Here is a 22,909-nt window from a genome sequence, read left to right on the forward strand (position 1 = left end):
GCGTCGAGAATCTGGTTGCAAGCGTTCGCAAAGCCCTGCAAAGTGCGGTCAATCTCTTGACGCAACTCTTGTGGGACTATCAGCTTGCAACGTACAGAGGTAGTCTGGCTCATGGGCTTATTGTAGTTCATCCAGACTTTTGACCAGCAAACCTATAAGGAGGCGGGCTTTCCTCCCGACACCAAGCCTGCGGCTATGGTGCGGGCCTCCAGCCCGAAAATTTGGTGACGGGGATCGACAACGGGGATTGAGTTGCCGCATTCCCCAAGGCTACGGATTTGGAGATGGAGGCAAGCTCCGTTTGTAGACATCGGGCCACATACTCGACCGCAGCGTAGGTGGTGGCTTTGCCAAGGCTAAGGCGAATGGATCCCAGTGCCTCGGCTTCCGAATAGCCCATGGCCAAGAGGATGCGGCTGGGGATCAGTTGGCCGCTGCTACAGGCGGAGCCGGCGCTAATGGCGATCCCCTGGCGGCTTAGGGCCCTGACCAGCACATTCCCGGGGATCCCTGCGGTGCAGTAGCTGAGGTGGTGGGGCAGACGCTGCTCCAAATCCACAGGGCCGGTCAGCCGCAAACCGGGCACCTCCGCTAGCAACTGGGCCAAATGCCGTTGCAATTGCCGCAGGCGGGCCGTTTCTTGAGATAGCTCTTGGGCCGCCAAAGCTGCCGCCACTCCCAAGCCGACAATGCCCGGGATCCCTTGGGTGCCAGCCCGCAGCCGCCGTTCTTGCCCGCCCCCCCGCAGCAGCGGTCGCAGCTCCACCCCTGGGCGCACGTACAGCGCCCCCACCCCCTGGGGCCCGTAGAGTTTATGCCCGGAAAGGGAGAGCAGATCCACCGGCAGTTGTGTCAGATCCAGCGGGATCCGCCCCACCGTCTGCACAGCGTCGGTGTGGAAGAGCACCCCCGCCTGGCGACAGATCTGACCCAGCTCTGCAATGGGCTGCAGGGATCCCACCTCATTTTGGCCGTGGACGATGGAGACCAAAACGGTATTGGGTTGCAGCGCCTGGATCAAAGTCTGGGGATCCACCTGGCCGGCGGCGTTCACCAGCAGACGGGTGACCTGCCAGCCTTGGGACTGCAACTGGCGGGCAGCATTCTCCACCGAGGCGTGCTCGACGCTGGAGATGATGAGATGTTGGGGAGTAGAGTAGCGCTGGGCCACCCCAAACAGGGCCAGGTTGTTGGACTCCGTCCCGCCTGAGGTAAACAGCAGCGCCTCCGGCTCACAGTTGAGCAGCTCGGCCACCTGCTGCCGCGCCCGCTCCATGGCCATGGCGGCCCGTTCTCCCCACCCGTGCAAGCTGGAGGGGTTGCCCCAGCTTTCCTGCATCGCCATCTGCATGGCCTCGATCACCTCAGGCCGAGGCGGGGTGGTGGCGCTGTGGTCAAAGTAGAGGGCAGGATCCAAACGCAACATGCCAGCTCGACCAGCCGGGGCTCCGTGTTCCTATCTTAAGATCCTTGGCCAGTGTTGCCCAACGCTGGCAGCAGCTTCCCCTTGTTGAGGCCAAACCCGCTGGAGGCAAATTGAGCCTGCCTACTTGAAAAGACTAGTACGCTGGCGGTGCATCACCACCGATTCCACCAAGCCAATGGCCAGAAAATTGGTCAGTAGAGCCGAGCGGCCATAACTTAGAAAAGGCAAAGGCAAGCCGGTAATCGGGGCCAGGCCGATGGTCATGCTGATGTTCACCACCGCCTGAAAGAGGATCATCGCCAGCACCCCAATGGCAATCAGGGATCCAAAATTGTCCTTGGCCCCTTGGGCAATCCAGATCAGCCGCGCACACAGGATCCAAAACAGGATCAGCACCGTCAGGGTGCCGATAAAACCCATCTCTTCCCCAATGGCCGAGAAAATAAAATCCGTGTGCTGTTCGGGGATGAAGTCCAGCTGGGTTTGGGTGCCCTGCTGGATACCGCGGCCCCAGAGGCCGCCGGCTCCGATGGCAATGCGGGATTGAATGAGGTGATAGCCGGCTCCCCAGGGCTCTTGCATGGGATCGATAAAAATCTCCAGCCGCCGCCGCTGATAGGGCTTGAGAAGGTGCCAAGCTAGCTGACCCAACTGCCCCGAGAGCAGGTTGATTACCCCAAAAGTTACGGCCCCCGTCCACTGCCAGGGGAGACGCCAAGCAGCCAACCCCGCCATTCCCAGACACCAGAGCAGCCAAACCCAAAGCATCCAGCTCAGCTCTGGGCGAGTGTGTAAGCCATAGAGAATGGCTCCCACCCCCGGCGACAAAAGCAAGAGGATCCAACTGCCCTTGGCTCCGGCCCAGTAGAGCATGACCAGGACAATCACCACAAACACCAGGGCAGTGCCCAGGTTGGGCTGCAGGAAAATCAAGATCCAGGGAGGAGCAATGACGGCAACGGCCACCCAAATCTGGCTGAAGTACTTGATCGGCCAGTGGTGCAGGAGAGCAGCCAGGGTAACAATTACCCCCAGCTTGGCAAACTCAGAAGGCTGCACCTGAAAGCCAGCGATGGAGAGCCAGCGCTCCGCCCCTCCCCCCGCCGTGCCGAAAAAGAGCACTGCAATTAAACCTGCCAAGGTCAGGAAGTAGGTGAACCAGTGCCAGCGCAAAAGCCGCTCATACGGGATCCGGGCTACCATTCCCAAAAACACCAGGCTGATCCCGGCCATGATCAACTGCTGCAGCCAATAGTGGCTGATGGGACGCTCCCAGACTGCGCTGCGGATGGCAAGAATGCCGATGCCTGTCAAGGCCAGCACCGTGGCCAGCAACATGCCATCGAACTCGCGCCAAGGAGCCAAGATCTGCCGCAGAAGCTTTTTCCACCTAGGCTGAGAAGACACCTTTGGGTCAACGTTGCCCAGCAATAGACCCCATCCTCCAAAGCAAGGCCAGTCTCAGTTTGACATACCCCCTGCCCTACCGACTTGTTTTCTCATCACTCGCGTTGAGTGTCGATTCCTCGTCGATCCATTTTCTGGCGTGTTCGCCTCCTCTGATAGGGCCTCAGTAGTGCTCCGCACCGCTGTCGCGAACAGGTCAGCCCTCCTCAAGTTGATCCTGCTCAGATTGGCTGGACTCGGGATTCTTTCATTCCCAGCTCTGCAGTTGCCCTAGCCAAGCGGAGAGGCGGGATCCCACCTCTTCTCGACGCCTTTCAAGATTGGCTGCCGTCCAAATCAGAAGCAGGCCCAGCAGGATCCCAGTGGCCCAGAGCAGCAGCGCATCAGTTGTTACCAACAGCCATCCCTGCCGCAGGATCCCCAGCCCAAAGGCCAGCGTGCCCACGAAGAGATAGGCTCTTACCCGCAAGGCCAAGCCCAGCAGACCCAAGGCCAAACCCAACCCTACCGGCCAAAAGCCCGTCCACCGTTGCCCGTGAGTTTCCACCAGCACCACCAGCAGCCATGTGCCCAAGGAAACCAGCCGCAGCCAATGCCGCCCCCGCCGTCCGTTGGTTTCCTGTAATCCCGGATCCACCTGGGCCACATAGAGCAGGGATCCCACCAGGGGCAGGGCATAGAACGTCAGGGAAGCCCAATCCTGATGCCAGCCGTAATTCCACAGGATCCAGTTGCTCAAGAACAGGCTGACATAGCCCAGGCGCACTTGGGATCTCCAGATAGCCAGCAGGGCATAGTAGGTTGCCCCCAGCAGCAGATTAAGGGTGTTATTTCCTCCCGCGGTTACCAGAAAAGCGGCCAGGGGCAGCACCAAGGCTGTATTCTGCCAAGGAGCCGCCGGCCAGCCCCACCGTCGCCAGGGCAAGCCATGGTAAACCAGCCCCAGCCCACAGAGCAGGGATCCGGCCCATCGCGCTATGGATAGCTGCGGCAGCCCCAGGAACACACCGCCCAGCAGAACCCCAGCTCCTTGCCATGCACTGAGGTAACCCCAGACCGTTGGCACCCAATTTTGCTCTGTTGGAGATTCTAGAGTTGAGGTTCTCGCCTGTCCGGCGGCATAGGCCACCAGGCCGGATCCCGTCAGCACCCAGAGGAGCTGTCCCCAACGGCTGAGGCGAGGATCGAAAAGGGCAGACCAGAGGACAAGGCTGGCCAGAGCCCAGTTGGCCAAGGCCATCCAGCGCAACCCAGCTCTTTTAAGCTGCAGGGTCGCCGCCAGCCAAGGGGGACAAAAGCCGTAGCCCCAGGCCAAGCTCAGCCCTAACAGAGCGATCAACACCAACCCATTTGCCAGGGATCCCCCAGTTCGCTGGCTGAGGAAGTAAACCCAGCTCTCGTAGGCGGCCACAGACACGCCCCAAGCGCCCAGGAGCCCTTTCCAGTTGGCAGGACGGAGGTCTTCCCGGCCTTGCTCTTGCGCCCGTTGGACCGCCTGTCGACGCCCCAGGCCCAGCAACACGATGGAGAGACCTAAGCTGCCCAAGCCCGTTACCTCACTCCACTGGGCATGGGATCCCAGCCAGCCCAACCCTGCATAGATCAAAGGCCCCGTCCGCCAGAAGCTCAGGGCCCTGACCTGTTGCAGGAGCTGCCCCCCCAAAGACTTTGTCCCGCCAGCGCGAGCGGCCCCCTCAAGCAAGAGTTTTTCCGGCCCAATCCAAAAGAGGATCCCCAGGCTCAGATTGATGACGGCAAGCAGAGGGGCAACAGGACGGGATCCCTGTACCACCCACAAGAGGCTGCTGGCCACCAACAGCTCCAAAGCCCAGATCAGCCCATAGGACAGCCCCTCCATTACAGACCATGAGATGGCCGACGAAGCCTCCTGACCGCTGCCGCCAGTTGAGACATCCTCCGCCCTGGAAGGAGACGGGCTTTCGCTCTCCAAGCCAGCAGGATGGACACCGCCGTCGCGATAAAAAGCGGGAGCCACTTCCACCCAAAGCCGCAAAACAATGGCCACCAGGACAGTCCCAGAGGCCAGGGTCAGAGCCACTGGGGAATCCAGGTACTTTCCACCACCGATGCGACCTGCTTCTGGCTGCAATGTCTGCAACGTTAGGGAAAGTAAAAGTACGATCCCCAGCAGAAAGCCAAAGCCATCCAGCACCGGTCGGTAAGCTGCCCGAAGGCGGGGAGAGAGGTAGTGGAACGGAGTCCCTAGGCTGTAGCGACAGCCGCTAGTGCTCCGCACCGCTGTCGCGAACAACAGCAGCACCCCCAAGGCCGTCAGCCATTCTGACTCCGTTAAAGCGGGGAACAGCCGATGGATTCCCACCAGACCGAACCCCCAGCCAAACGTCACTGTCAACAGCACCTCTGCTGGAACAACTGCGTTGGCGGTGTGGAGCTCATGGTCGGCGGAGGGGAAAGAGGCCCACACCCACACCTGAGTGGCCATCAGCAGCAACCCCAAGCCCAGACCCAGAAACTCAACCCCCGGCCTTCCAAAGGTGAGTAACTGGGCCAGCAAAAGGGAGAGAACTGCCGGGAAACGCAAAGACCCGCGCTCCGGGATCCCCTGCTGCCAGGAAAGGGATCCCAATCCCCCTTGCTCTGGGCTCTGCAGCCAGCGGGGCATGAACTCCAGGGGAGGCAGGGCCAATACCTGAGCTGCCGTCAAAACAAGAGGCACCAGCAGCCACAGCCAGCCAAAGGATTGTTCACCCGTCGCAGACAACTCGGGGAGCCGTTGCAGCAAAAACGCCAAGTAGCTGGATCCCACCAACACCGACCCTATGCCATCTGCACTTCGCTGCCACAGCTCCGCAGGCACTCCCCAAAAAAAGCGCTCTGACCTACCCAGAGCCACCCGCCCTGCCCATTGCAATAGGCCCACCAGCAGCAGAACCACTCCCCAACTGGACAGGCTAGTGCTCCGCACCGCTGGCGCGAACAAGTCGGGCAAAAGCCAGCGGATCCCGGCCAGCAGTGCCCCCACTCCGTAGGCGTGGGTCAGGAGTACCCAAAGAAAGTTGGGAGTTTCTCCTGATCTGGACTTTTGTTGTAGCCACCAGGCCAGGATCCCGGCGCTCAAAAGCAAGTGCCAAAAGCGAATGGCCGGATAGGGAAGGCTCAAGAGCAGCAGGGATCCCCCTAGCCCCAAAACCAAGCGCTCTGTTGGTTCTACCAGCCTAGAAAAGCCTGTCTCACCGGCTTCTGGACCGCTCCTCTGCCAGCGGGCCGCCAACCCCAGCCACAGCACCTCGTAGGGCAGCAGCGCCAACCCCAGCAAGCTCCAAGGGGAATCAAGGGGCTGAAACCAGTTGGTTACTGTAGCTACAACCTCTTGCCGCCAGCTTGCTGGCCACACCTGCCAAAAAGCCCAGCAAGTTTCCAGGCCCAGCAAGAACAGCAACGTCAAATGCACCCTAAGGACTTCGTCCCGCTGGGGCGACTGGGTGTGTCGGCGCAAGCGCCCGATTAAGACATGGATCCCCAGCAGGCTAATCCCCAGCAACTGCCAGCCGCTGAAAGGGCTCTCCGCCAAGCCAATGGCAGCCAGCAGCCAGCCCACCACCAACAGCACCCAGCTCCCCTCCCACCAGCGGGAGAGCGTCCCCTCCTGAGCGCCTTCTGCTACGACGTCCGGGGATCCCTGGGGCCATTCCGCTGCTAGCCAACCCAACAGGGCCACCGCCAACCCCAACTGCGGCACTTGGACATGCCCAGACAGCAGCCCCCGTAGGATTAACAGGGATCCGGCAGCCCCGATTAGCCAGAGCCTGGAGCCCCGTAATTCCCGAGACCGGCGGCTCCAGGTGTAAATCACGGTGCTGAGGATCCCCAGATACAGGATCCCCAGGACAAAAGCAGGGCGAAGCTCCTGCGGCCCCAAGCTCCAGAAAGCGTGCAAGCCAGAGAGGGCCAAAAAGTTCACCAAGGTTCCGTAAAAGGCATTGGAAAAGGCATTGGGCTCCACACCGCTGTCGCGAAAGCCGGCACCTGAACCCAGCGAGCGCACCCGACCCTCAGCCGTCAACGGGATCCCCAGCAGCAAGCCCAGCGCCAGGATGCGGATCCCCCAAAGGATCCCCAGCCCATCCAGGGCCCACACGTTCACCGGCACCAGCAGCAGGGCAATAGCCTCCAAGGTTTGACCGGTTAGACGCAGCCCTTCCTGCCGTTGGATCCATCCAGCACCTACCCCAAAAGCCGCCGTATAGGCCAAGAGCACCCCATACTGAGCAGTTGGAGAAAATTGCTCCCAGTGGCTGGCCGCCAGCACCCCCGAGGACACCACCACCAAAAACAGGCCCAGCAGCAACAGCCAAGCCACGCTCAGCTCTGACAGCAAGTTCCGCAGCAAAACAGCCAGCGCCGGGGTAGGGGGGGGCAAGGACTCCGTCCGAGTAGCGCGAGTGGATTGAGGGGCAGCTTGGGGCTCTTCTCCCGCCTCAACTCCAGATCCAGCCAGGCGAGCATTTCTTTCTCGCACCATCCCTGGGATCCAAATCAAATCCAGGAGCTGACCGATCCCCAGCAGCCCAAAGGTCAACAGCCAGAGCAGCCCCGTGCCCCAGCGGCGCAGATAAAAACGGTGCAAGCCACAAATGCCAAGTAAACCTAAAAGCCACAGCACGTAGGCCGAGCCAAGACGGGCCGGGATCTCGTCGCCAGGGGAAACTGCCCCTGGCCTTGCTTCTCTCTCCTCCGCCTCCAGCCGATACTGCTCCACCAGCAGGCGAAAGTGCTCTGGGGTCAGTAAGCCCAGCTCCAGCCAAGCTCGCAAACCTCGCAACACCTGCTGCCGGGATCCCCGAACGGTGAGCTGCAAAAGGACGTCGTCCGAGGAGCGCGAACGGTCAGATTGCGGCTCCTCTGTTCCTGAGGGCGGAGCGCGATCCTGGGATCCCATGGCCAGATTCCTTGAGCAAAAGGCTTGGGGCTACTGCTACTCTAAGCCTTGCTCTGTCCGGTTGCCATGCTGTTCTCAAATCCTTCTCTTGCTCCGGCAGAGTGTCAGTTCCTGCTGATGCGACCAGCCCTCTAAACCTCAGTCGGGATCCCTGGAATCTCGCTGCTGTTGGTGACGGGGAGTGTCATCATCTGCCCCAGCCGCGAAACGGTGAGCTCCGCCGCCGGAATGGGCTCCGAGACCTGTCCGCCGCTGAACACCATCACCCGGTTGCTGTACAGCAGGATCTCGTCCAAATCTGCAGAGGCAAAAAGAATAGCCGTACCCGCTTGGGTGCGTTCCAGCAATTGCCCCCAGACCCACAGCGCCGACTCGATGTCCAACCCTCGCGTTGGGTGCTCCATCAGCAAAAGACTCAGGGGTGTGGGCAAGAGAGCCAACTGGCTGCGCTGCTGGTTGCCCCCCGAGAGTTGCTCCACCCGGCTGTAGGGGTGACCGCGAATGCTGAAGTGTTCGATGGCCGCTTGGGCCTGCTGACGGGCCAGAGCCCAGTTGATCCAGGGATCCTGCTGCTGGAGGGCAAAATGCTCCTGCAAGGTTAAGCCGGGGATCAGCCCTTCCCGCAGCCGATCCGCCGGAGAAAACCCCACCTCACAGCGCAGATAGTCGCCGTAAGGACGGCCTGTCATCTCCTGCCCCCCCAACAGAATCCGGCCACGCCTGGGCGGCAACAACCCTGCACAGGTGAGCAGGAAAGAGCGTTGCCCACTGCCTTCCAAACCGGCCAACCCAATCACTTCCCCCGGCTGCACCGCCAGATCTGGCAAAGCCAAGGCAAACGGCTCATGCCGCACCACCAGGGAGCGCAACTCCAACAGGGGATCCGCTCTCCTTTGCGGAGAATGGGGCCGAGCCGGGGGTGCCAACTCCCGCCCGAACATCCAATCGATCAACCGCTGTTCCAGCAGGGCAATGTCCTCACCTCTAACAGGCAGCTCCCCCACCACCTCCCCCTGCCGCATCACCGTCACCCGATCGCAAAGGCATTCCACATCGGCCAGCTTGTGGGAGACGAAGATCACCGATTTGCCCTGCTCCGCCAACCTTCTCAGAGCCGCGAACAGAAGATCTTTTTGCGCTGCAGAAATGCCCGTCGTTGGCTCATCCAAAATCAAGGTGTTGATCCCCAGGGAAAGCAACCGCAGCATTTCCAGTTGTTGCCGTTCCCCCACCGTCAAACTGCCGATGGCTCCATCGGGGTTGAGATTAAAACCAAACTCTTCACAGGCTTTCTCGAGACGTCTTCGGCTTTCCCGCAGCCCCAAGCCCAAGCGCCCTCGTTGCCCGGCAATAAAGTTTTCTAGTACCGTCAGAGAAGGAAAATCCAAGGGATCCTGGTGCAACATGCCAATGCCCAGGCGAATGGCTGCTGCAGGGCTGTCGATGCGAACCGGTTGCCCATTGATCCAAATCTCCCCCTGATCGCAGCGCAGAAAGCCGCTCAGGATCTTAACTAAGGTACTTTTGCCGGCCCCATTCTCCCCAAGCAGGCCGTGGATCGTGCCCGCCTCCACCCGTAAGGACACATCGCGGTTCGCCTGTACCGCCCCAAAACGCTTGTGGATGTGCAGCAGCTCGACCTTCATTCTGCTCATAGTAACCTGCCTCCCCAGAAAATCCCCAAGAATACAGTTGCTGAGGTTGCAAGTGCTGGTGCTACGATAGCGACAGCTCGCCGTTAGGCGTTGGCTGCGGACGAGTTCAGCATCGATCTGTGGTTCGCCCTGCCCCTCTTCTCCGCCCTTCCCCCCTGCCACCCATCTCGGATAGCAACCGCCTCAAAATCTTCTCAGGCAGCGCTAACCCGGCTCTGGCTCAAGAGGTGGCGCGTTACTTGGGCATGGATCTGGGCCCGATGTTGCGCAAGCGCTTTGCCGATGGCGAGCTGTACATCCAAATTCAGGAGTCGATTCGGGGTGCCGATGTCTACTTGGTGCAACCCACCTGCCGCCCCGTCAACGACCACCTAATGGAACTGCTGGTCATTATTGACGCCTGTCGCCGCGCCTCTGCCCGGCAGATCACCGCCGTCTTGCCTTACTACGGCTACGCTCGTGCCGACCGCAAAACGGCAGGCCGAGAAGCGATCACCGCCAAGCTGGTGGCCAACATGATTACCCAGGCGGGAGCTCATCGCGTGCTGGCCATGGATCTGCACTCGGCCCAGATTCAAGGCTACTTCGACATTCCCCTCGACCACGTCTACGCCCAGCCGGTATTACAGGCTTACCTCAAGGAAAAGGGCTTGCTCGACGAGGACATTGTGGTCGTCTCTCCCGATGTGGGGGGTGTGGCTCGTGCCCGTGCCTTTGCCAAAAAGCTCAAGGAAGCCCCTCTGGCAATCATTGACAAGCGCCGTCAAGCCCACAACGATGTGGAAGTCATGAATCTCATTGGGGATGTGCGGGGGAAAACTGCCATCCTTGTGGATGACATGATCGATACCGCAGGCACCATCTCGGAAGGGGCAAAATTGCTGCGCAAGCTGGGAGCCAAAGCGGTTTATGCCTGCGCCATTCATCCTGTTTTTTCTGAGCCGGCCATTCAACGCCTGCGGGGTGGTCTATTTGAAGAGGTGATCGTCACCAACACCATCCCTATCCCTCCAGAGCAGCACTTTCCCGAGTTAACCGTTCTCTCGGTAGCCAATGTGCTGGGGGAAGCGATCTGGCGCATCCATGAAGATAGCTCCGTCAGCAGCATGTTTCACTAAAGTTTCTCCAGAGTATCGCTAGAGTAGAGTGGGTGCAGAATGGGTGCGCCTGCTCCTTTTCCCTGTGGAGATCAGCCCAACCAGGCACCCCCGATCTGTCGTGATGGACTGGGTTGAGCCAGCTCCTCGGCCAGGTTTTCCCATGTCACCTCCCATTTCTCGCTCGCCAAGATCCGTTGTGCACGGTTTTGCTTTCCCGCGGACTGCTCCCAGGGAAGGGCCGTCCCTTCGAACTGAACCGGATACTGAGTCCGCTTCGGCGCTGTACCCGCTGTTGCAATTGTTGGGTCAACTGTTGAAAGTACCTTTGGTCTATCTAGAACTGGCCCAGCCGGGATCCGATCCCCACTCGCCTTCAAAAGGGATCCTCTACCGGGATCCGCAAGGGATCCCAGCCGGCGAACCCTTCAACCTCAATGCCAGTCCTGGGGCTGAGCAATGGCCTTTTCATGAATCCTTCCTCTTGCAGACTGAGCAGGGGATCCGGTTGGCCGATCTGCACCTGCTTGACTGCCATCCTCGCCAACTGAGTTCCTTTGAACGGGAACAGATTGACCTCGTTGCCCTCAGCCTGAAGCACATTCTTCTCCAAGCCCAGGAGCATCGGCAAACCCTCGAGCAGCTCCAATCCCAACTGCAGGACAGCCGCAGCACTGCTGCCCGCTACCAGCAGATCTTCGAGAACGCCGTCGAAGGCATTTTTCAAACCACCCTAGAGGGCAAATATCTGGTTGCCAACCCGGCCTTGGCCCATATTTTCGGCTACGAATCCCCTGAGGATTTGATGCACAACGTCTCCGATATTGGCACCCAAATCTATAGCGATCCGGAGCAACGAGCCGAATTCATCCAGCGCATGCTGAGAGAAGGTCAAGTTGTGAATTTTGAACACCAAGTCTGCTGCAAAGATGGCAGGCTAATTTGGATTTCTTTAAATGCCCGTACCATCTACAACGACCAAGGGGATCCCCTCTATTTTGAAGGATTTGTTACCGACATCACAGCATCCCGTCAACTGAAAGAACGACAACAACAATTGGAAGAGGCCCGCCGAGAGAGCGAGCATCGTTTTCTGCAACTGGCAGAGAATACGCAGCAACTGTTTTGGATCACAACACTCTACAGCAAAGAGCTGATCTACGTCAGCCCAGCCTGCGAAGCCATTTGGGGCCGCTCCGCCGAAGAGGCTTACGCCAACCCCCAAGCCTGGATGCGCCAAATCCACCCCGACGATCGCTGGTTGTTCCCCACCATCCTCAAAGCCCAATCGGAGGGCAAATCCACCGATGTCGTCTTCCGCATTTATCGCACCGATGGCCGCCTGATTTGGTTGCGGGAACGCACTTTTCCCATCGCCGACAAAGAGGGCAAAATCTATCGGGTAGCAGGGATCGTCGAAGACATCACCGAGTCCAAGCAACTGGAGGCCGAACGGCGTCGTATAGAGCAAGCCTGGCAACAAAGCGCCAACCATTTTCGGCAGATTTTTGAGCTGGCCCCCAATGGAATTGCCCTTGTGGACTTGCAGGGGCGATTTATCCAGGTCAACGATGCCTTTGCCCAGATTGTCGGCTACACCCCCGAAGAATTGAAGCATCGGCAACAACTGGACATTCTCCACCCCGAAGATGTCAACCCACTGCTGGGGGCCAATGAGGCTTTGCTGGCAGGGAAGGTCTCCGTCAGCCAGCGCCAGATTCGCTACACCCACCGTTCCGGCCAGGTTGTTCATGTGCTGTTTCAGGCCACCCTGCTCACCGACGAGGAAGGACAGCCCACCCAGTTTCTCAACCAGGTGATCGACATCAGCGCCCGCGTGGAGGCAGAAATTGCCCTCAAAGAAAGTGAAGAACGCTTCCGCCAATCCTTTGAATGGGCCCCCATTGCCAAGGCCATGACCCACGTGGATGGCACCTATTTGCAAATCAACGCCGCTTTTACCGAAACCCTGGGCTACACCCTGGAGGATCTCAAAGGGAAAACCGTCCTCGACATCACCCATCCCGACGACATCGCCACCACTCTGGAAAACAGCAACCGCCTGCTGGCCGGCCAGGTGCATCAGTGCGAACAGGAACAACGCTACATCCACAAGAACGGCCAAATAGTCTATGCCATTCTTCGCATCACCCTGGTGCGCACGGCCCAAGGGGATCCCAGCTACTTTCTAAGCCAGATTTTGGACATTACCGAGCGCAAGCAAGCCGAGGCAGCCCTTCGCCAAAGTGAGCTGAGTTTACGGGGCATCTTCCAGCAGTCAGCCCTGGGCATTTCCATCGTCGATCATCGGGGCCATTACCTAAAAGTGAACCCCGCTCTGGAAGAGATCTTGGGCTATAGCGCTGCCGAACTGACCCACATGAGCTTCTGCGACCTCACCCATCCCGAGGACATTCAGGAAGATTGGCAACTCTTCCAGGAGGTTTTGAACGGCCAACGGGATCGCTACCACCTGGAAAAACGCTACATCCACCGCAGCGGAAAGGTGGTTTGGTGCCGCCTGGCAGTCTCTGCAGTCCGGGATCCCAAGGGCAAAAACCTCTTCATCATCGGCATTTGCGAAGACATTACCGAAGAAAAACGGGCAAAGCTGCAGATCCAAGCTGCCCTTCAGGAAAAAGAAGTCCTGCTGCGGGAGATTCACCACCGCGTCAAAAACAACCTGCAAATCATCTCCAGCCTGCTGCGGCTCCAAGCTGACCAAATCAAAAGCCGCAAGTACGCCCGCGTTTTTAAGGATGCCGGCAGCCGTATTCAAGCCATGTCTTTGATCCACGAAGGTTTGTACCAATCCAACAATCTGGCCGCTGTGGATCTCAAGCAGTACCTACACAATTTGATCTCCAACCTCTTTCACTCTTACGGGGTAAACCCCGAGAGCATTCGCGCCAACATCCGCGCCGAAGGGATCCGCCTCAACCTGGACGATGCGGTCTTGTGTGGCCTGATCATCAACGAGTTGGTGACCAACAGCCTCAAGTATGCCTTCCCGAAGGGCCGCAGCGGGGAGATAGAGATTCATTTCAGCCAAACCCGCAAATATACTCAGTTGCGAGTCTCCGACAATGGCGTTGGCTTGCCCCCGAACTTTGACTTCAAGGAAACTCAATCTCTGGGTTTACAACTGGTTGCAACCCTCACCGATCAGCTACAGGGCAAGATACAATTGAGGAGCAAACCGGGTACCACCTTCATCATTACCTTTCCGAGGAGCGAGCCTTGAAGAGAGTTCCACCCCTTGTCAAAGGCAGTATCCTGGTCGTCGAAGACGAGAAGATCATCGCCAAGGACATTGCCAACGTTCTGAAAAAATTTGGCTACGCTGTGCCCGCCATTGCTTCTTCCGGGGAAGAAGCGATCCGAAGGCTGGAAGAGATGCCGGTGGACTTGGTCTTGATGGATATCGTCCTAAAAGGCGATATCGATGGCATAGAAGCCGCCAAGCGGATCACCGAGCGCTTCAACATTCCGGTGGTGCATCTGACGGCCTACGCCGACGAAGACACCCTCTCCCGCGTCAAGGAGACCCGGCCCTTCGGCTACATCATCAAGCCTTTCAAAGAGCGGGAACTCTACACCACCATTGAAATTGCCCTGCACAACCACCGCCAGAGCCTTGAGAACCGCAAGCTGGAAGAGAAAAGAATCGAGGAGCTGCGGCAAAAACTGCAGCAGTTGCAGCAGTTCACGGACGTGAAGGGCACTCTGTTCAAGAAATTCTTGCAGGATCTGAGCGAGCCCCTCTCGAACCTCAGCTTTGCCTTGGGGCTGCTCAAAGATGCCGAGTCGGAGCAGAAGCGGGAGCACTATCTGCAGGTGCTGGAGGATGAGTTTCGCCGTGAGCTGGAGCTGATCCACCAAACCTCTAACCTGGAAAATCTTTTAAACCTGGAAAATGTTGGCCTGTTGAGCCAGTTCAGCCTGCTGCGTCCCCAGGAGCCCAGCCCTGGTCACCGGTTGGAGCAGGAAGCACCCACCCCTGCAACCACGCCCTCCCAGGAGTCGGCAGGCTCTGCCCCCACACCCAGCCCCACCGCCGTTATGGCGCCACGGGCACCGCTGCGCCCCCTCAACCAGACTCAGTTGGCGGAACGTTTGGGGGTGGTGGTTTCCGCCATTACCTACTGGAAATTCAAAACCGGGTTTCCAGAGTGGAGCCGCAGCCGGGATCCCGACGGCATTTCTTGGCGCTATTCCCCCGATTCCAAGCGCTTTTCACCCGTGCCCTAGCTAGCGTTGCACCACTTCCACCCGCACAGGCGCCAGCCCTGAGCGCACCATCCCCAACACCTCTGCCGCCCGCAGGGAAAGGTCGATGATCCGACCGGGAATAAAAGGGCCGCGATCGTTGATGCGCACCACGGCCTGGCGGCCATTTTTCAGGTTGGTCACCCGTACCTCGGTGCCAAAGGGCAGGGTGGGGTGGGCAGCCGTCATCTCATGGCGGGTTGGGTGCAGGTCATACCAAGAAGCAATGCCCTCTTGCACAGGCCCAACCACGCGGACAGGGGCGGGTTCCTTTTGAGGGGCTGTTTTCGGCTTGGAACCTGCAACAGCGGCTTTGGCGGTCAGAGCAGCCGGTTGAGGCAGGGCCGGAGCTGAAATGGGCGGGGCATCGAGCAGCAGACGGCGGAGACGGTTGGCGGCCAAAACAGCCACATCCACCGGGCGCTGGTTGTCGATCAACAGCACTCCATCGTCGATGCGCAGCAATTCCTTGTTGTTGACCTGAATGGTGTAGAGAGGAACACCCAAGCCTTGTTCGGCCAATTCCAAACCTGCCCAACCTAAGGTGATGGTGGTGTCTTTCAGGGATCCCTGGGCCATTTGGTTGAGCTGGGCCACAAGGGTGCTGGCCCGCATCAGCGGTGGTTCTAGCCCAGGGTGCTCGACAAAACTGACAATGGGCAGATCCCGCACATAGACAGTAACCACCTGTTGCCCGTCCATCTGATAGTCGTAGAGGGTGGAGATGGGCTGGCTGGTGTGCTGCTGTTGTTCGCCGATCTTGAGAATGGGTTCTTCTGCTCGACGGGGCAGGATCGCCTGGCGAGTTCGGTTCAAGGGATGATCCAAGTTCAGGGTACCCAGTTTGGCAGGGGCAAGACCTTTGTGGTCGGAGATAGAGGTTTGGGGAATTCTCGGCAGCGTTCTGACTGGGGCTGCGGCAGCAGGGAGGGGTTGGGAAGGGGTGGCTGGGGGGGGCAATTGGGAGTCAGATGACAGCTTCGCTGCTCGGGTGTTGGGGGATCCGGTTCGCGTCGAGGCTTGTGCTCGCGGGGCGAAGCCGCCCAACATGCCTACCGGCAAGCCCAAAGCCGTGACACAGAGACAGCTGACCAAGCCCATTTTGCGGGCGGGATCCAGTCCCTGTCCAAGCTGTTTCCAATTTCGCATGAGGCCGCGCTCCTCTCCAATCCTGTACAACTTCCAAGGCGACGGTTAAAACAGAAGTTAATGTACCATAGGTTTCTGAGTTGACCCGTTTGCACAGTCGGGCACAAAAGCCCAAGTCTTGATAGCATAAGGAGTTTCGGCATCTTGGACTACCGCTCAGCAGGGGTTGACATCGATCTGGGCCAGGCCTTTGTCAGGGGGATCCGCGAGCGCGTTGAACGGATTCAAGTTCCGTCTTCAGGTTCTTCAGAAACCTTGGGTGGCATCGGCGGCTTTGCCGGCCTGTTTGAGCTGCCGACAGGGTATCAAGCGCCGGTGTTGGTGGCGGGCACCGATGGGGTGGGGACAAAGCTGGACATTGCCCAGCAGTGGGGTCAGCACCGGGGGGTGGGCGTCGATCTGGTGGCGATGTGTGCCAACGATGTGCTGACGGTGGGGGCCCGGCCGCTGTTTTTCTTGGACTATGTGGCCACTGGCAAGCTGGAGCCAGAAGCCCTGTGGCAGGTGATCGACGGCATCTTGGCGGGCTGCCAGGAGGCGGGCTGCCAACTGCTGGGCGGGGAAACGGCGGAGATGCCGGGGTTCTATCCCCCTGGGAAATACGACCTGGCCGGGTTTTGTGTGGGAATTGTGGAGAAGGCGGCCATTCTGGATGGGTCGCGGGTACAGCTTGGGGATCGGTTGTTGGCTTTGCCCAGCAGCGGCCTACACAGCAACGGCTACAGCTTGGTGCGGCGCATTGTGGCCGACCGGGGCTGGCGCTGGGATCACCGGCCTCCCGGCTGGGATCGGCCTTTGGCGGAAGTATTCCTCACCCCCACCCGCATCTACGTGCAGGCGGTGCAGCGGCTGCAGGCAGCAGGGATCGCCATCCACGGCATGGCCCACATCACTGGCGGCGGGATCCCGGAAAACTTGCCCCGCTGTTTGGCCCCCAACCAGGCGGCGCGGCTGCAGCCCCATAGCTGGCCCATCCCACAGGAGTTTCTCTGGCTCCAAGAGCAGGGCCAGGTGGAGACCTTGGAGATGTTCCGCACCTTCAACCTGGGGGTGGGCTATGTGCTGGTGATCCCCCCTGAGGCGGAAAATCAGGTGAGATCCCTGCTCCCCGAAGCCTTCCCCATTGGGGAGGTGGTGGCGGCCTGTCCAGGGGAGAGCCGCGTTCTGGGACTGGAACAGTGGGGATCCCTCACAAGCCCTGCCGACTAGCCAACCGATGGATCCCCACCAAAAGGGGGAAAGGGATCCCAGTTCCCTCGACTCATCCTCGCCGTCGCTATGCTAAGTTGGCATGTGGCCTCAGCGCTGTTGCCCGCCTTCTTGCCCGAGCCTGCTTCCCGACATTTGTCCTCTTTGGGAATAGGGGTAACTCGGCCTTGGACCGTTTGCTAATCGCTGCTGACCCTCTAGGTTAGGAGTTGCTGATGACAGGTTTACCCACTGCTCGTGCAACCGCGGGTGCCATCGAAGTTGAGCATCTGAGCAAAACCTACGGCAGCTTCACTGCCATCCGCGATGTTTCCTTCCAGGTGAACGCCGGCGAGATCATGGGTTTTTTGGGGCCGAATGGGGCTGGCAAGACCACTTCCATGCGCATTTTGGCGGGGTATCTGCCTGCCAGCGAGGGGACGGCGCGGGTGGCCGGGTTTGATGTTCACGAAAACTCGATGGCGGTGCGGCAGCGCATTGGCTATCTGCCGGAAAACCCACCCCTCTACCCCGACATGACGGTGGAGGCGTACCTGCACTTTGTGGCCCAGATCAAGCGGGTCAGCGCTGGCGATCGGCCCAGGCGGGTGGACGAGGCGATCCGGCGGTGCAGCCTGGAAGAAAAGCGCCACACCCTCATCCGCAAGCTCTCCAAGGGGTTTAAGCAGCGGGTGGGCATCGCCCAAGCTCTGGTTCACGACCCGCCGGTGATCATCCTGGATGAGCCCACCATTGGGCTGGATCCCAAGCAGATTATCGAGGTGCGCAAGCTCATCAAGAGCCTGGCGGGGGAGCACACCATCATCCTCTCCACCCACATCCTGCCCGAGGTGAGCATGACCTGCGACCGAGTGGTGATCATCAACCGCGGCCAGGTGGCGGCCATTGGCACCCCCGCTGAGCTGACAGCCCAGCTCCAGGATCGGCAGCAGGCAAAGCTGGTGGTGGGGGCAACCGAGGCAATGGCCATCCGGACGGCCCTGCAGCCTTTGCCCCAAGTGGAGGTGGTGAGCCTACAGCCCTTGGCGGCGGATCCCTCCCGCTGGCAGGTGCAGCTCAAGAGCAACGCTGCCGCGGACGGCTGGATCCCGGAGGTGGCCAGGGTGCTGGTGCAGGCAGGGATCGACCTCTACGAGATAGGCCGCCCGCAGGCTTCTTTGGAAGAGATTTTCCTGCAGCTCACTACGCAAGAGGGATCTGAGGGCGCATTGGAGGAAGCGGCATGAACGGAGTGGTTGCCATTTTTCGCAAAGAGCTGCGCGGCTACTTCACCTCCCCCATTGCCTATGTGGTGGCCGCGGTGTTTTGGGGACTGGCGGGGTTTTTCTTCTTTAATATTCTGGTGCGGGTGATCAGCTTTTCTCAGCAGGTGGATCTTTTCGCCCAGTTCGGCCAGGAGAACAATTTCGACGCGGCCACCATCCTGTCACAGCAGTTTCTCAACCTCTTGGGCACCCTCTCCTTATTTCTATTGCCCATCTTCACCATGAGCTCCTATGCCGAGGAGCGGCGGCGAGGCACGATGGAGCTGCTGGCTACTTCTCCCATCACCAACTTGGAGGTGGCCCTGGGCAAATGGTTGGCGGTCTGGGTGTTTTTCATCACGCTGCTGCTGCCGCCGCTGGTCTACCATGTGCTGGTGCTGAGCAGCGCCAACCCGGCAGTGGACTACCGCCTGACCCTGATGGGTTATGTCGGCCTAACCCTGCTGGCGGGTAGCGTTATGGCCTTGGGGTTGTTTATCTCTTCTCTGACAGACAGCACCCTCATCGCAGCAGTGGCCACCTTTGGCTTGATTTTGTTGCTCTGGGTGATCGACGCGGCAGCCGGCCAGGAGGAGAACTGGATTGCTGCAACGCTGCGGCATGTGTCTTTGCTGCAGCAATATAGCAACTGGGTGCAAGGGATCCTCAGCAGCAGCAGCCTCATTCTTTTCTTGAGCATCATCGTCCTGGGGCTGTTTGCCACGGTGCAATCGGTGGAAAGCCTGCGCTGGCAACAGAGCTAGGGTCAGATGGGAGGAGTGTGGTGTTTGCGGCAGCGGTGCGGAGCATTATGAAGGACTGGCGCGCGTTATTGGACTGGACAGGGATCCTGGGCATTGGCGTCATCGCCATTGGCCTGGTGGTGGGATCCGCCTTTACCGGTTGGACGGCTGTGCCCCTGAGCATGCTGGCAACAGGTTTGGCCCTGCTGGTGGCTTGGGGCATCACCCACCGGCAGGAGGTGGGGGTCTTCCTCGGTTTGCGTTCCACCCAGACCAACGCCAACATCCTGGTGGCGGCGGCGGCGATGGCCGTCATTCTGGTGCTGGTGAATGTGGTGGCGGTGCGCTACGACCTGCGGCTGGATCTCACTGAGGAGGGTCTGTTTACCCTGTCGCCCCAAACCCGGCAATTGGTGCAGGGATTGGCGCAGCCGGTCAAAGTTTGGGTGGCAACCACGGCGCCGGATCCCAACTTGCGGGAACAACTGGAGCGCTATCGCCGCCTCAACCCCAACCGCTTCCAGTTTGAGTTTGTGGATCCCAACCGGGATCCCCTGACCATTCAGCGGCTGCAGGTGACCCAGAACAACACCCTGGTGGTGGAGGCCGGAGAAAGCCGGCAACAACTGCCTCAGCCCCCTGCCCCTGATCTGGAGAGCAAACTGACCCCCGTCCTGTCCAAAGTGGTCAACCGAGGGGAGTTGCTGGCCTATTTCGTGCAAGGGCACGGGGAAGTGGGGCTGGAAGCGAGGGAAGGTACTCCAACTCTGGCCCAGGCGGCGGCAGCCCTGGGTCAGGAAGGCTATCGGGTAGAGCCCCTCAACTTGGTGCAATCGGGGATCCCAGAAGAGGCGGATGTCCTGGTGCTGGCGGGGCCACAGCGGGCTTTGTTCCCCGGCGAGGTGGAGAAACTGCAGGATTATCTGGCGAAAGGCGGACGGCTGCTGTTGCTGATCGGGCCGCGGGTGGAGGCTGGCCTGGATCCCTTGCTGGAAGAGTGGGGCGTGGTCTTGGGGGATGACATCCTCATTGAGGTGAGCAGCGTCAGCCAACTGTTGGGGACAGGGCCGGCGGTTGCCCTGGTTACTACCTACGGGGATCACCCCATCACCGCCCCCTTGGCGGCCCAGCGGCTAATGACCCTGTTCCCCCTGGCCCGCTCTGTGGAAACCGAAGCCCGCGAAGGGATCCAAGCCACGCCCCTACTGCGCACCAACCCGCAAAGCTGGGGGGAGACCAGTCCTGACCTGGAAAGTGGCCCCCTGCAGTTCGATCCGGAGCAGGACAAGCCTGGCCCCCTTACCCTGGGCGTTGCTTTAACCCGCCGTCTGGACACCGACCCAGAACAGGGCTCGGGATCCCGGCAGGAGGCCCGCCTGGTGGTGATCGGCAATGTCAACTTTGCCCTCAACGGCAACTTGCGGCAGCAGGGCAACCGGGATCTCTTCTTGAACACCCTCAACTGGCTGACTGAGCAAACGGAGCAGATCTCCATCCGCCCCAAATCCATCACGGATCGCCGTCTCACCCTGACCGGTCAAAACTTCCGCTGGCTGGTGCTGGGATCGACGGTCCTTTTGCCCTTGGCGGCCCTGGGTTCCGGAGCTGCCCTGTGGTGGCAAAGACGGTAGAGCTGGAGGAAAGCAGGCATGTTCAAGCGAACCACCTGGATTCTCCTGGGTTTGGCGGTGGCCTGTTTGCTGGGCTACTTCCTCTTGGACAACATCCAGCAACTGCGCCAGGAGCAACAGGCGGAGCGAGCGCGGCTGTTCCACTTTGCCACCGACACCATCGCCCGCATTGAAATCCGCCAACAGAAAGAGGGGGAACCCGTTCGCGGCAGCGGTGCGGAGCACTTGGAAATCCTTTTGGAGCGCACTCCGGAAGAAGAGGGATCCCGCTGGCGGATTGTCAGTCCCATTCAGTCAGCGGCGCTGGACTTCCCCATTGAGCAGTTGCTCAACACCTTCTCCCGCCTCACCCCCCAAATCACTCTGGAGGGGGCCACCGACCTAGCCGCTTTTGGCCTGGATCAGCCGCGACACCAAATTGCTCTTTTCCCCAAAGAAGGGGATCCCTACCGCCTGGCCATCGGCAACGACAACTTCGACGGCTCTGGCTTCTACGCCCAGCCCGAAGGGGGACAGGTGGTGCTTCTAAGCAGTGCCCAGAAGGGATCCCTGTTGCCCTCCCTACTGGCTTTGCGGGACAAAACCTTGCTTCAGTTTGATACAGCCGAGGTGAAAGCCCTGCAAGTGCAGTTGGCAGAGGCGGATCCGGGTCGCGTCAGCGGTGCGGAGTCCTTAGTTTTTCGCCTGCAGCGACAAGACAATACTTGGCAGATTGTCGAGCCCAGAGAGCTGCCTGCCGATGAGATCAACGTCAACCGCTTGCTCAATACTCTGGCCCGCCTGCAAGCCGTGGAGTTCCCCGCCGAGACCAAAGACGAGCTCGCCCCCTATGGCCTGGAGCAGCCTTCCGCCCGCCTGACGGTGGAGCTGGAGGAGGGCAAAACCCTGAAGGTCGCTTTGGGATCGGAGAAAGATGGCCAGGTGTACGTCATCACCTCTGAGCACCCGGCAGTGGCCACCCTGCTCACCTCCACCGCCGATATTCTCCGCTCCGACTTGGAAGAGCTGCGGGATCACCGCATTGCCCGCCTTAACGCCAACCAAGTGGGCCAAGTCACCTTAGAATCCCAAGGGGAAAAGGTCACCCTCACCCCTCGGCCTTCAGAGAAGGGATCCCTGGAGCTGCGCTGGGAAAACCCGGAGCAACCGGGCCAGCCTGTGGATCTCAGCTCTCTGTTCTCCAGCCTAAATGCTGCCCGCGCCAAGGAGTTTGTGGAACAGGCCGACGCGGAAGCCCAAAGGGTGTTGTCTGATCCGGACCTACGGCTGACCTTTGAGCCCAAGCCTGACGCCGAGCAGGATCCCTTGGCCCTGAGCTTGGCCGCCTCTGGCTTGCGGGCCTATGTGCAAAGCAGCCGCCAGCCGGACATTGCCGTGATCGAGCTGAGCACCTTCAACAGCCTGGAAACCGAAGTGAATCGCCTCTTGGAAGGCCAGCCGGAGAGCAAGGACTCTGCCCCACTCACGCGACCAGATCCCACTCCCTCGCCCTAGAGTCCCTAGAGCCTTAGCCAGCAGGGGTAGCTGTCTTCTCCTCCGCAGTTTGGGCTTCTTTTTTCAGGGCTTCCCCTTGTATCGTCAGCACCGAGCAGGGGGCGCGGTGGAGCACGTAGTTGCTAACGCTGCCCAGAAACAGCTCGCTCAGGCCGGAGTGGCCGCGGCGGCCCACCACCACCAAGTCCGCATCCCAAGAGCGGGCCAGATCGCAGATGACCCGACCGGGGTTGCCGTAGTTGAGGGTGTACTCAGCGCGGATCCCGTGCTCAGCCGCTTTCTCCACCAGCGAGCGCAGGTAGTCCATCTGGTTTTGCTCGAAGATGGCGCATTGCTCCCGATAGGACTGCCACAGCTCGGCGCTGATGGTGGAGCTGTAATCTACCCCCAGGATCATCGGCGGCTCTGGGGCGCCCGGCTCTTCCTGAGACAGAACATGGAGAATCATCATCTGGGCCTGCATGGCCTTGGCCACTTGGACGGCCTTTTGAAATACTCCCTGGCTCAGCTCCGACCGATCCACTGCCACCAAAATCCTGCTGAACATATTGGCTTCCTCCAGATGGCTGACAGCGGGGCACAAGGCAGAAGCAGCGTGACTTCGGGGTTGACCTCTGACCCCTTTTCCCTCGACTCCAAGCTCCCCTCTGCTCTGCCCCACCTA

The 22,909-nt window shown here is 59.9% G+C and carries 14 protein-coding genes and 1 pseudogene; 8 read left to right on the forward strand and 7 right to left on the reverse strand.

Translation table 11 applies throughout. The annotated features are described in order from the left end of the window. The 5 genes and pseudogenes from ACVWXF_RS09540 to ACVWXF_RS09560 all read right to left on the reverse strand — a co-directional run. A pseudogene (locus ACVWXF_RS09540) lies at positions 1-113 on the reverse strand (transposase); the annotation flags it as partial. A gap of 80 nt (positions 114-193) precedes the next feature. Further along, on the reverse strand, positions 194-1,426 hold the full coding sequence (locus ACVWXF_RS09545) for a cysteine desulfurase family protein (protein WP_457474258.1): 1,233 nt from the start codon (positions 1,424-1,426) through the stop codon (positions 194-196). 120 nt (positions 1,427-1,546) lie between these two features. Next, on the reverse strand, positions 1,547-2,857 hold the full coding sequence (gene rodA / locus ACVWXF_RS09550) for a rod shape-determining protein RodA (RefSeq protein ID WP_414419476.1): 1,311 nt from the start codon (positions 2,855-2,857) through the stop codon (positions 1,547-1,549). Positions 2,858-3,080: 223 nt separating this feature from the next. Beyond that, positions 3,081-7,754 carry an NINE protein gene (locus ACVWXF_RS09555; protein WP_457474259.1) on the reverse strand — a complete coding sequence of 1,558 codons (4,674 nt, stop codon included), beginning with the start codon at positions 7,752-7,754 and terminating at the stop codon, positions 3,081-3,083. A gap of 131 nt (positions 7,755-7,885) precedes the next feature. After that, positions 7,886-9,409: an ABC transporter ATP-binding protein gene (locus tag ACVWXF_RS09560; RefSeq protein ID WP_457474260.1), complete on the reverse strand. Its 1,524-nt coding sequence runs from the start codon at positions 9,407-9,409 to the stop codon at positions 7,886-7,888. Positions 9,410-9,528: 119 nt separating this feature from the next. Here ACVWXF_RS09560 and ACVWXF_RS09565 point away from each other — a divergent pair, with 119 nt between their 5' ends. The 3 genes from ACVWXF_RS09565 to ACVWXF_RS09575 all read left to right on the forward strand — a co-directional run bounded on the left by ACVWXF_RS09565 (position 9,529) and on the right by ACVWXF_RS09575 (position 14,757). Continuing rightward, entirely contained in the window at positions 9,529-10,527 is a 999-nt protein-coding gene (locus ACVWXF_RS09565; protein ID WP_011433256.1) for a ribose-phosphate pyrophosphokinase, read from the forward strand. Between the two features lie 295 nt (positions 10,528-10,822). Beyond that, entirely contained in the window at positions 10,823-13,750 is a 2,928-nt protein-coding gene (locus ACVWXF_RS09570) for a PAS domain S-box protein (protein ID WP_457474261.1), read from the forward strand. Continuing rightward, a complete protein-coding gene (locus ACVWXF_RS09575; RefSeq protein ID WP_457474262.1) occupies positions 13,747-14,757 on the forward strand; it encodes a response regulator in 1,011 nt (336 codons plus the stop codon). The genes ACVWXF_RS09570 and ACVWXF_RS09575 overlap by 4 nt, the downstream gene beginning before the upstream one ends. Here ACVWXF_RS09575 and ACVWXF_RS09580 read toward each other — a convergent pair whose 3' ends face one another. After that, a complete protein-coding gene (locus tag ACVWXF_RS09580) occupies positions 14,758-15,924 on the reverse strand; it encodes a septal ring lytic transglycosylase RlpA family protein (protein ID WP_457474263.1) in 1,167 nt (388 codons plus the stop codon). Between the two features lie 144 nt (positions 15,925-16,068). On the opposite strand from ACVWXF_RS09580, the gene purM reads away from it, so the two are divergent. The 5 genes from purM to ACVWXF_RS09605 all read left to right on the forward strand — a co-directional run bounded on the left by purM (position 16,069) and on the right by ACVWXF_RS09605 (position 22,245). Further along, on the forward strand, positions 16,069-17,133 hold the full coding sequence (gene purM, locus ACVWXF_RS09585) for a phosphoribosylformylglycinamidine cyclo-ligase (protein WP_457402529.1): 1,065 nt from the start codon (positions 16,069-16,071) through the stop codon (positions 17,131-17,133). A 215-nt stretch (positions 17,134-17,348) separates the two neighbouring features. Next, on the forward strand, positions 17,349-18,359 hold the full coding sequence (locus tag ACVWXF_RS09590) for an ABC transporter ATP-binding protein (RefSeq protein WP_414343290.1): 1,011 nt from the start codon (positions 17,349-17,351) through the stop codon (positions 18,357-18,359). Further along, entirely contained in the window at positions 18,356-19,141 is a 786-nt protein-coding gene (locus tag ACVWXF_RS09595) for an ABC transporter permease (protein ID WP_011433262.1), read from the forward strand. The genes ACVWXF_RS09590 and ACVWXF_RS09595 overlap by 4 nt, the downstream gene beginning before the upstream one ends. A 47-nt stretch (positions 19,142-19,188) precedes the next feature. Then, positions 19,189-20,751, forward strand: coding sequence for a GldG family protein (locus ACVWXF_RS09600; RefSeq protein WP_457474264.1), 1,563 nt, complete (start codon positions 19,189-19,191; stop codon positions 20,749-20,751). 18 nt (positions 20,752-20,769) lie between these two features. After that, positions 20,770-22,245, forward strand: a complete 1,476-nt coding sequence (locus ACVWXF_RS09605) for a DUF4340 domain-containing protein (RefSeq protein WP_457474265.1) — start codon at positions 20,770-20,772, stop codon at positions 22,243-22,245. A gap of 13 nt (positions 22,246-22,258) precedes the next feature. Here ACVWXF_RS09605 and ACVWXF_RS09610 read toward each other — a convergent pair whose 3' ends face one another. Next, positions 22,259-22,792: a universal stress protein gene (locus ACVWXF_RS09610; protein WP_457474266.1), complete on the reverse strand. Its 534-nt coding sequence runs from the start codon at positions 22,790-22,792 to the stop codon at positions 22,259-22,261. Positions 22,793-22,909 lie beyond the last annotated feature (117 nt).

Source organism: Thermostichus sp. MS-CIW-40 (genome assembly GCF_054058315.1).

What these genes read in the sequence shown, in the direction of transcription:
- ACVWXF_RS09545 (WP_457474258.1), bottom strand. Translation starts at nt 1,426, where the DNA reads ATGTTGCGTTTGGATCCTGCCCTCTACTTTGACCACAGCGCCACCACC.
- ACVWXF_RS09555 (WP_457474259.1), bottom strand. Translation starts at nt 7,754, where the DNA reads ATGGGATCCCAGGATCGCGCTCCGCCCTCAGGAACAGAGGAGCCGCAA.
- ACVWXF_RS09560 (WP_457474260.1), bottom strand. Translation starts at nt 9,409, where the DNA reads ATGAGCAGAATGAAGGTCGAGCTGCTGCACATCCACAAGCGTTTTGGG.
- ACVWXF_RS09580 (WP_457474263.1), bottom strand. Translation starts at nt 15,924, where the DNA reads ATGCGAAATTGGAAACAGCTTGGACAGGGACTGGATCCCGCCCGCAAA.
- ACVWXF_RS09590 (WP_414343290.1), top strand. Translation starts at nt 17,349, where the DNA reads ATGACAGGTTTACCCACTGCTCGTGCAACCGCGGGTGCCATCGAAGTT.
- ACVWXF_RS09595 (WP_011433262.1), top strand. Translation starts at nt 18,356, where the DNA reads ATGAACGGAGTGGTTGCCATTTTTCGCAAAGAGCTGCGCGGCTACTTC.
- ACVWXF_RS09600 (WP_457474264.1), top strand. Translation starts at nt 19,189, where the DNA reads ATGAAGGACTGGCGCGCGTTATTGGACTGGACAGGGATCCTGGGCATT.
- ACVWXF_RS09605 (WP_457474265.1), top strand. Translation starts at nt 20,770, where the DNA reads ATGTTCAAGCGAACCACCTGGATTCTCCTGGGTTTGGCGGTGGCCTGT.
- ACVWXF_RS09610 (WP_457474266.1), bottom strand. Translation starts at nt 22,792, where the DNA reads ATGTTCAGCAGGATTTTGGTGGCAGTGGATCGGTCGGAGCTGAGCCAG.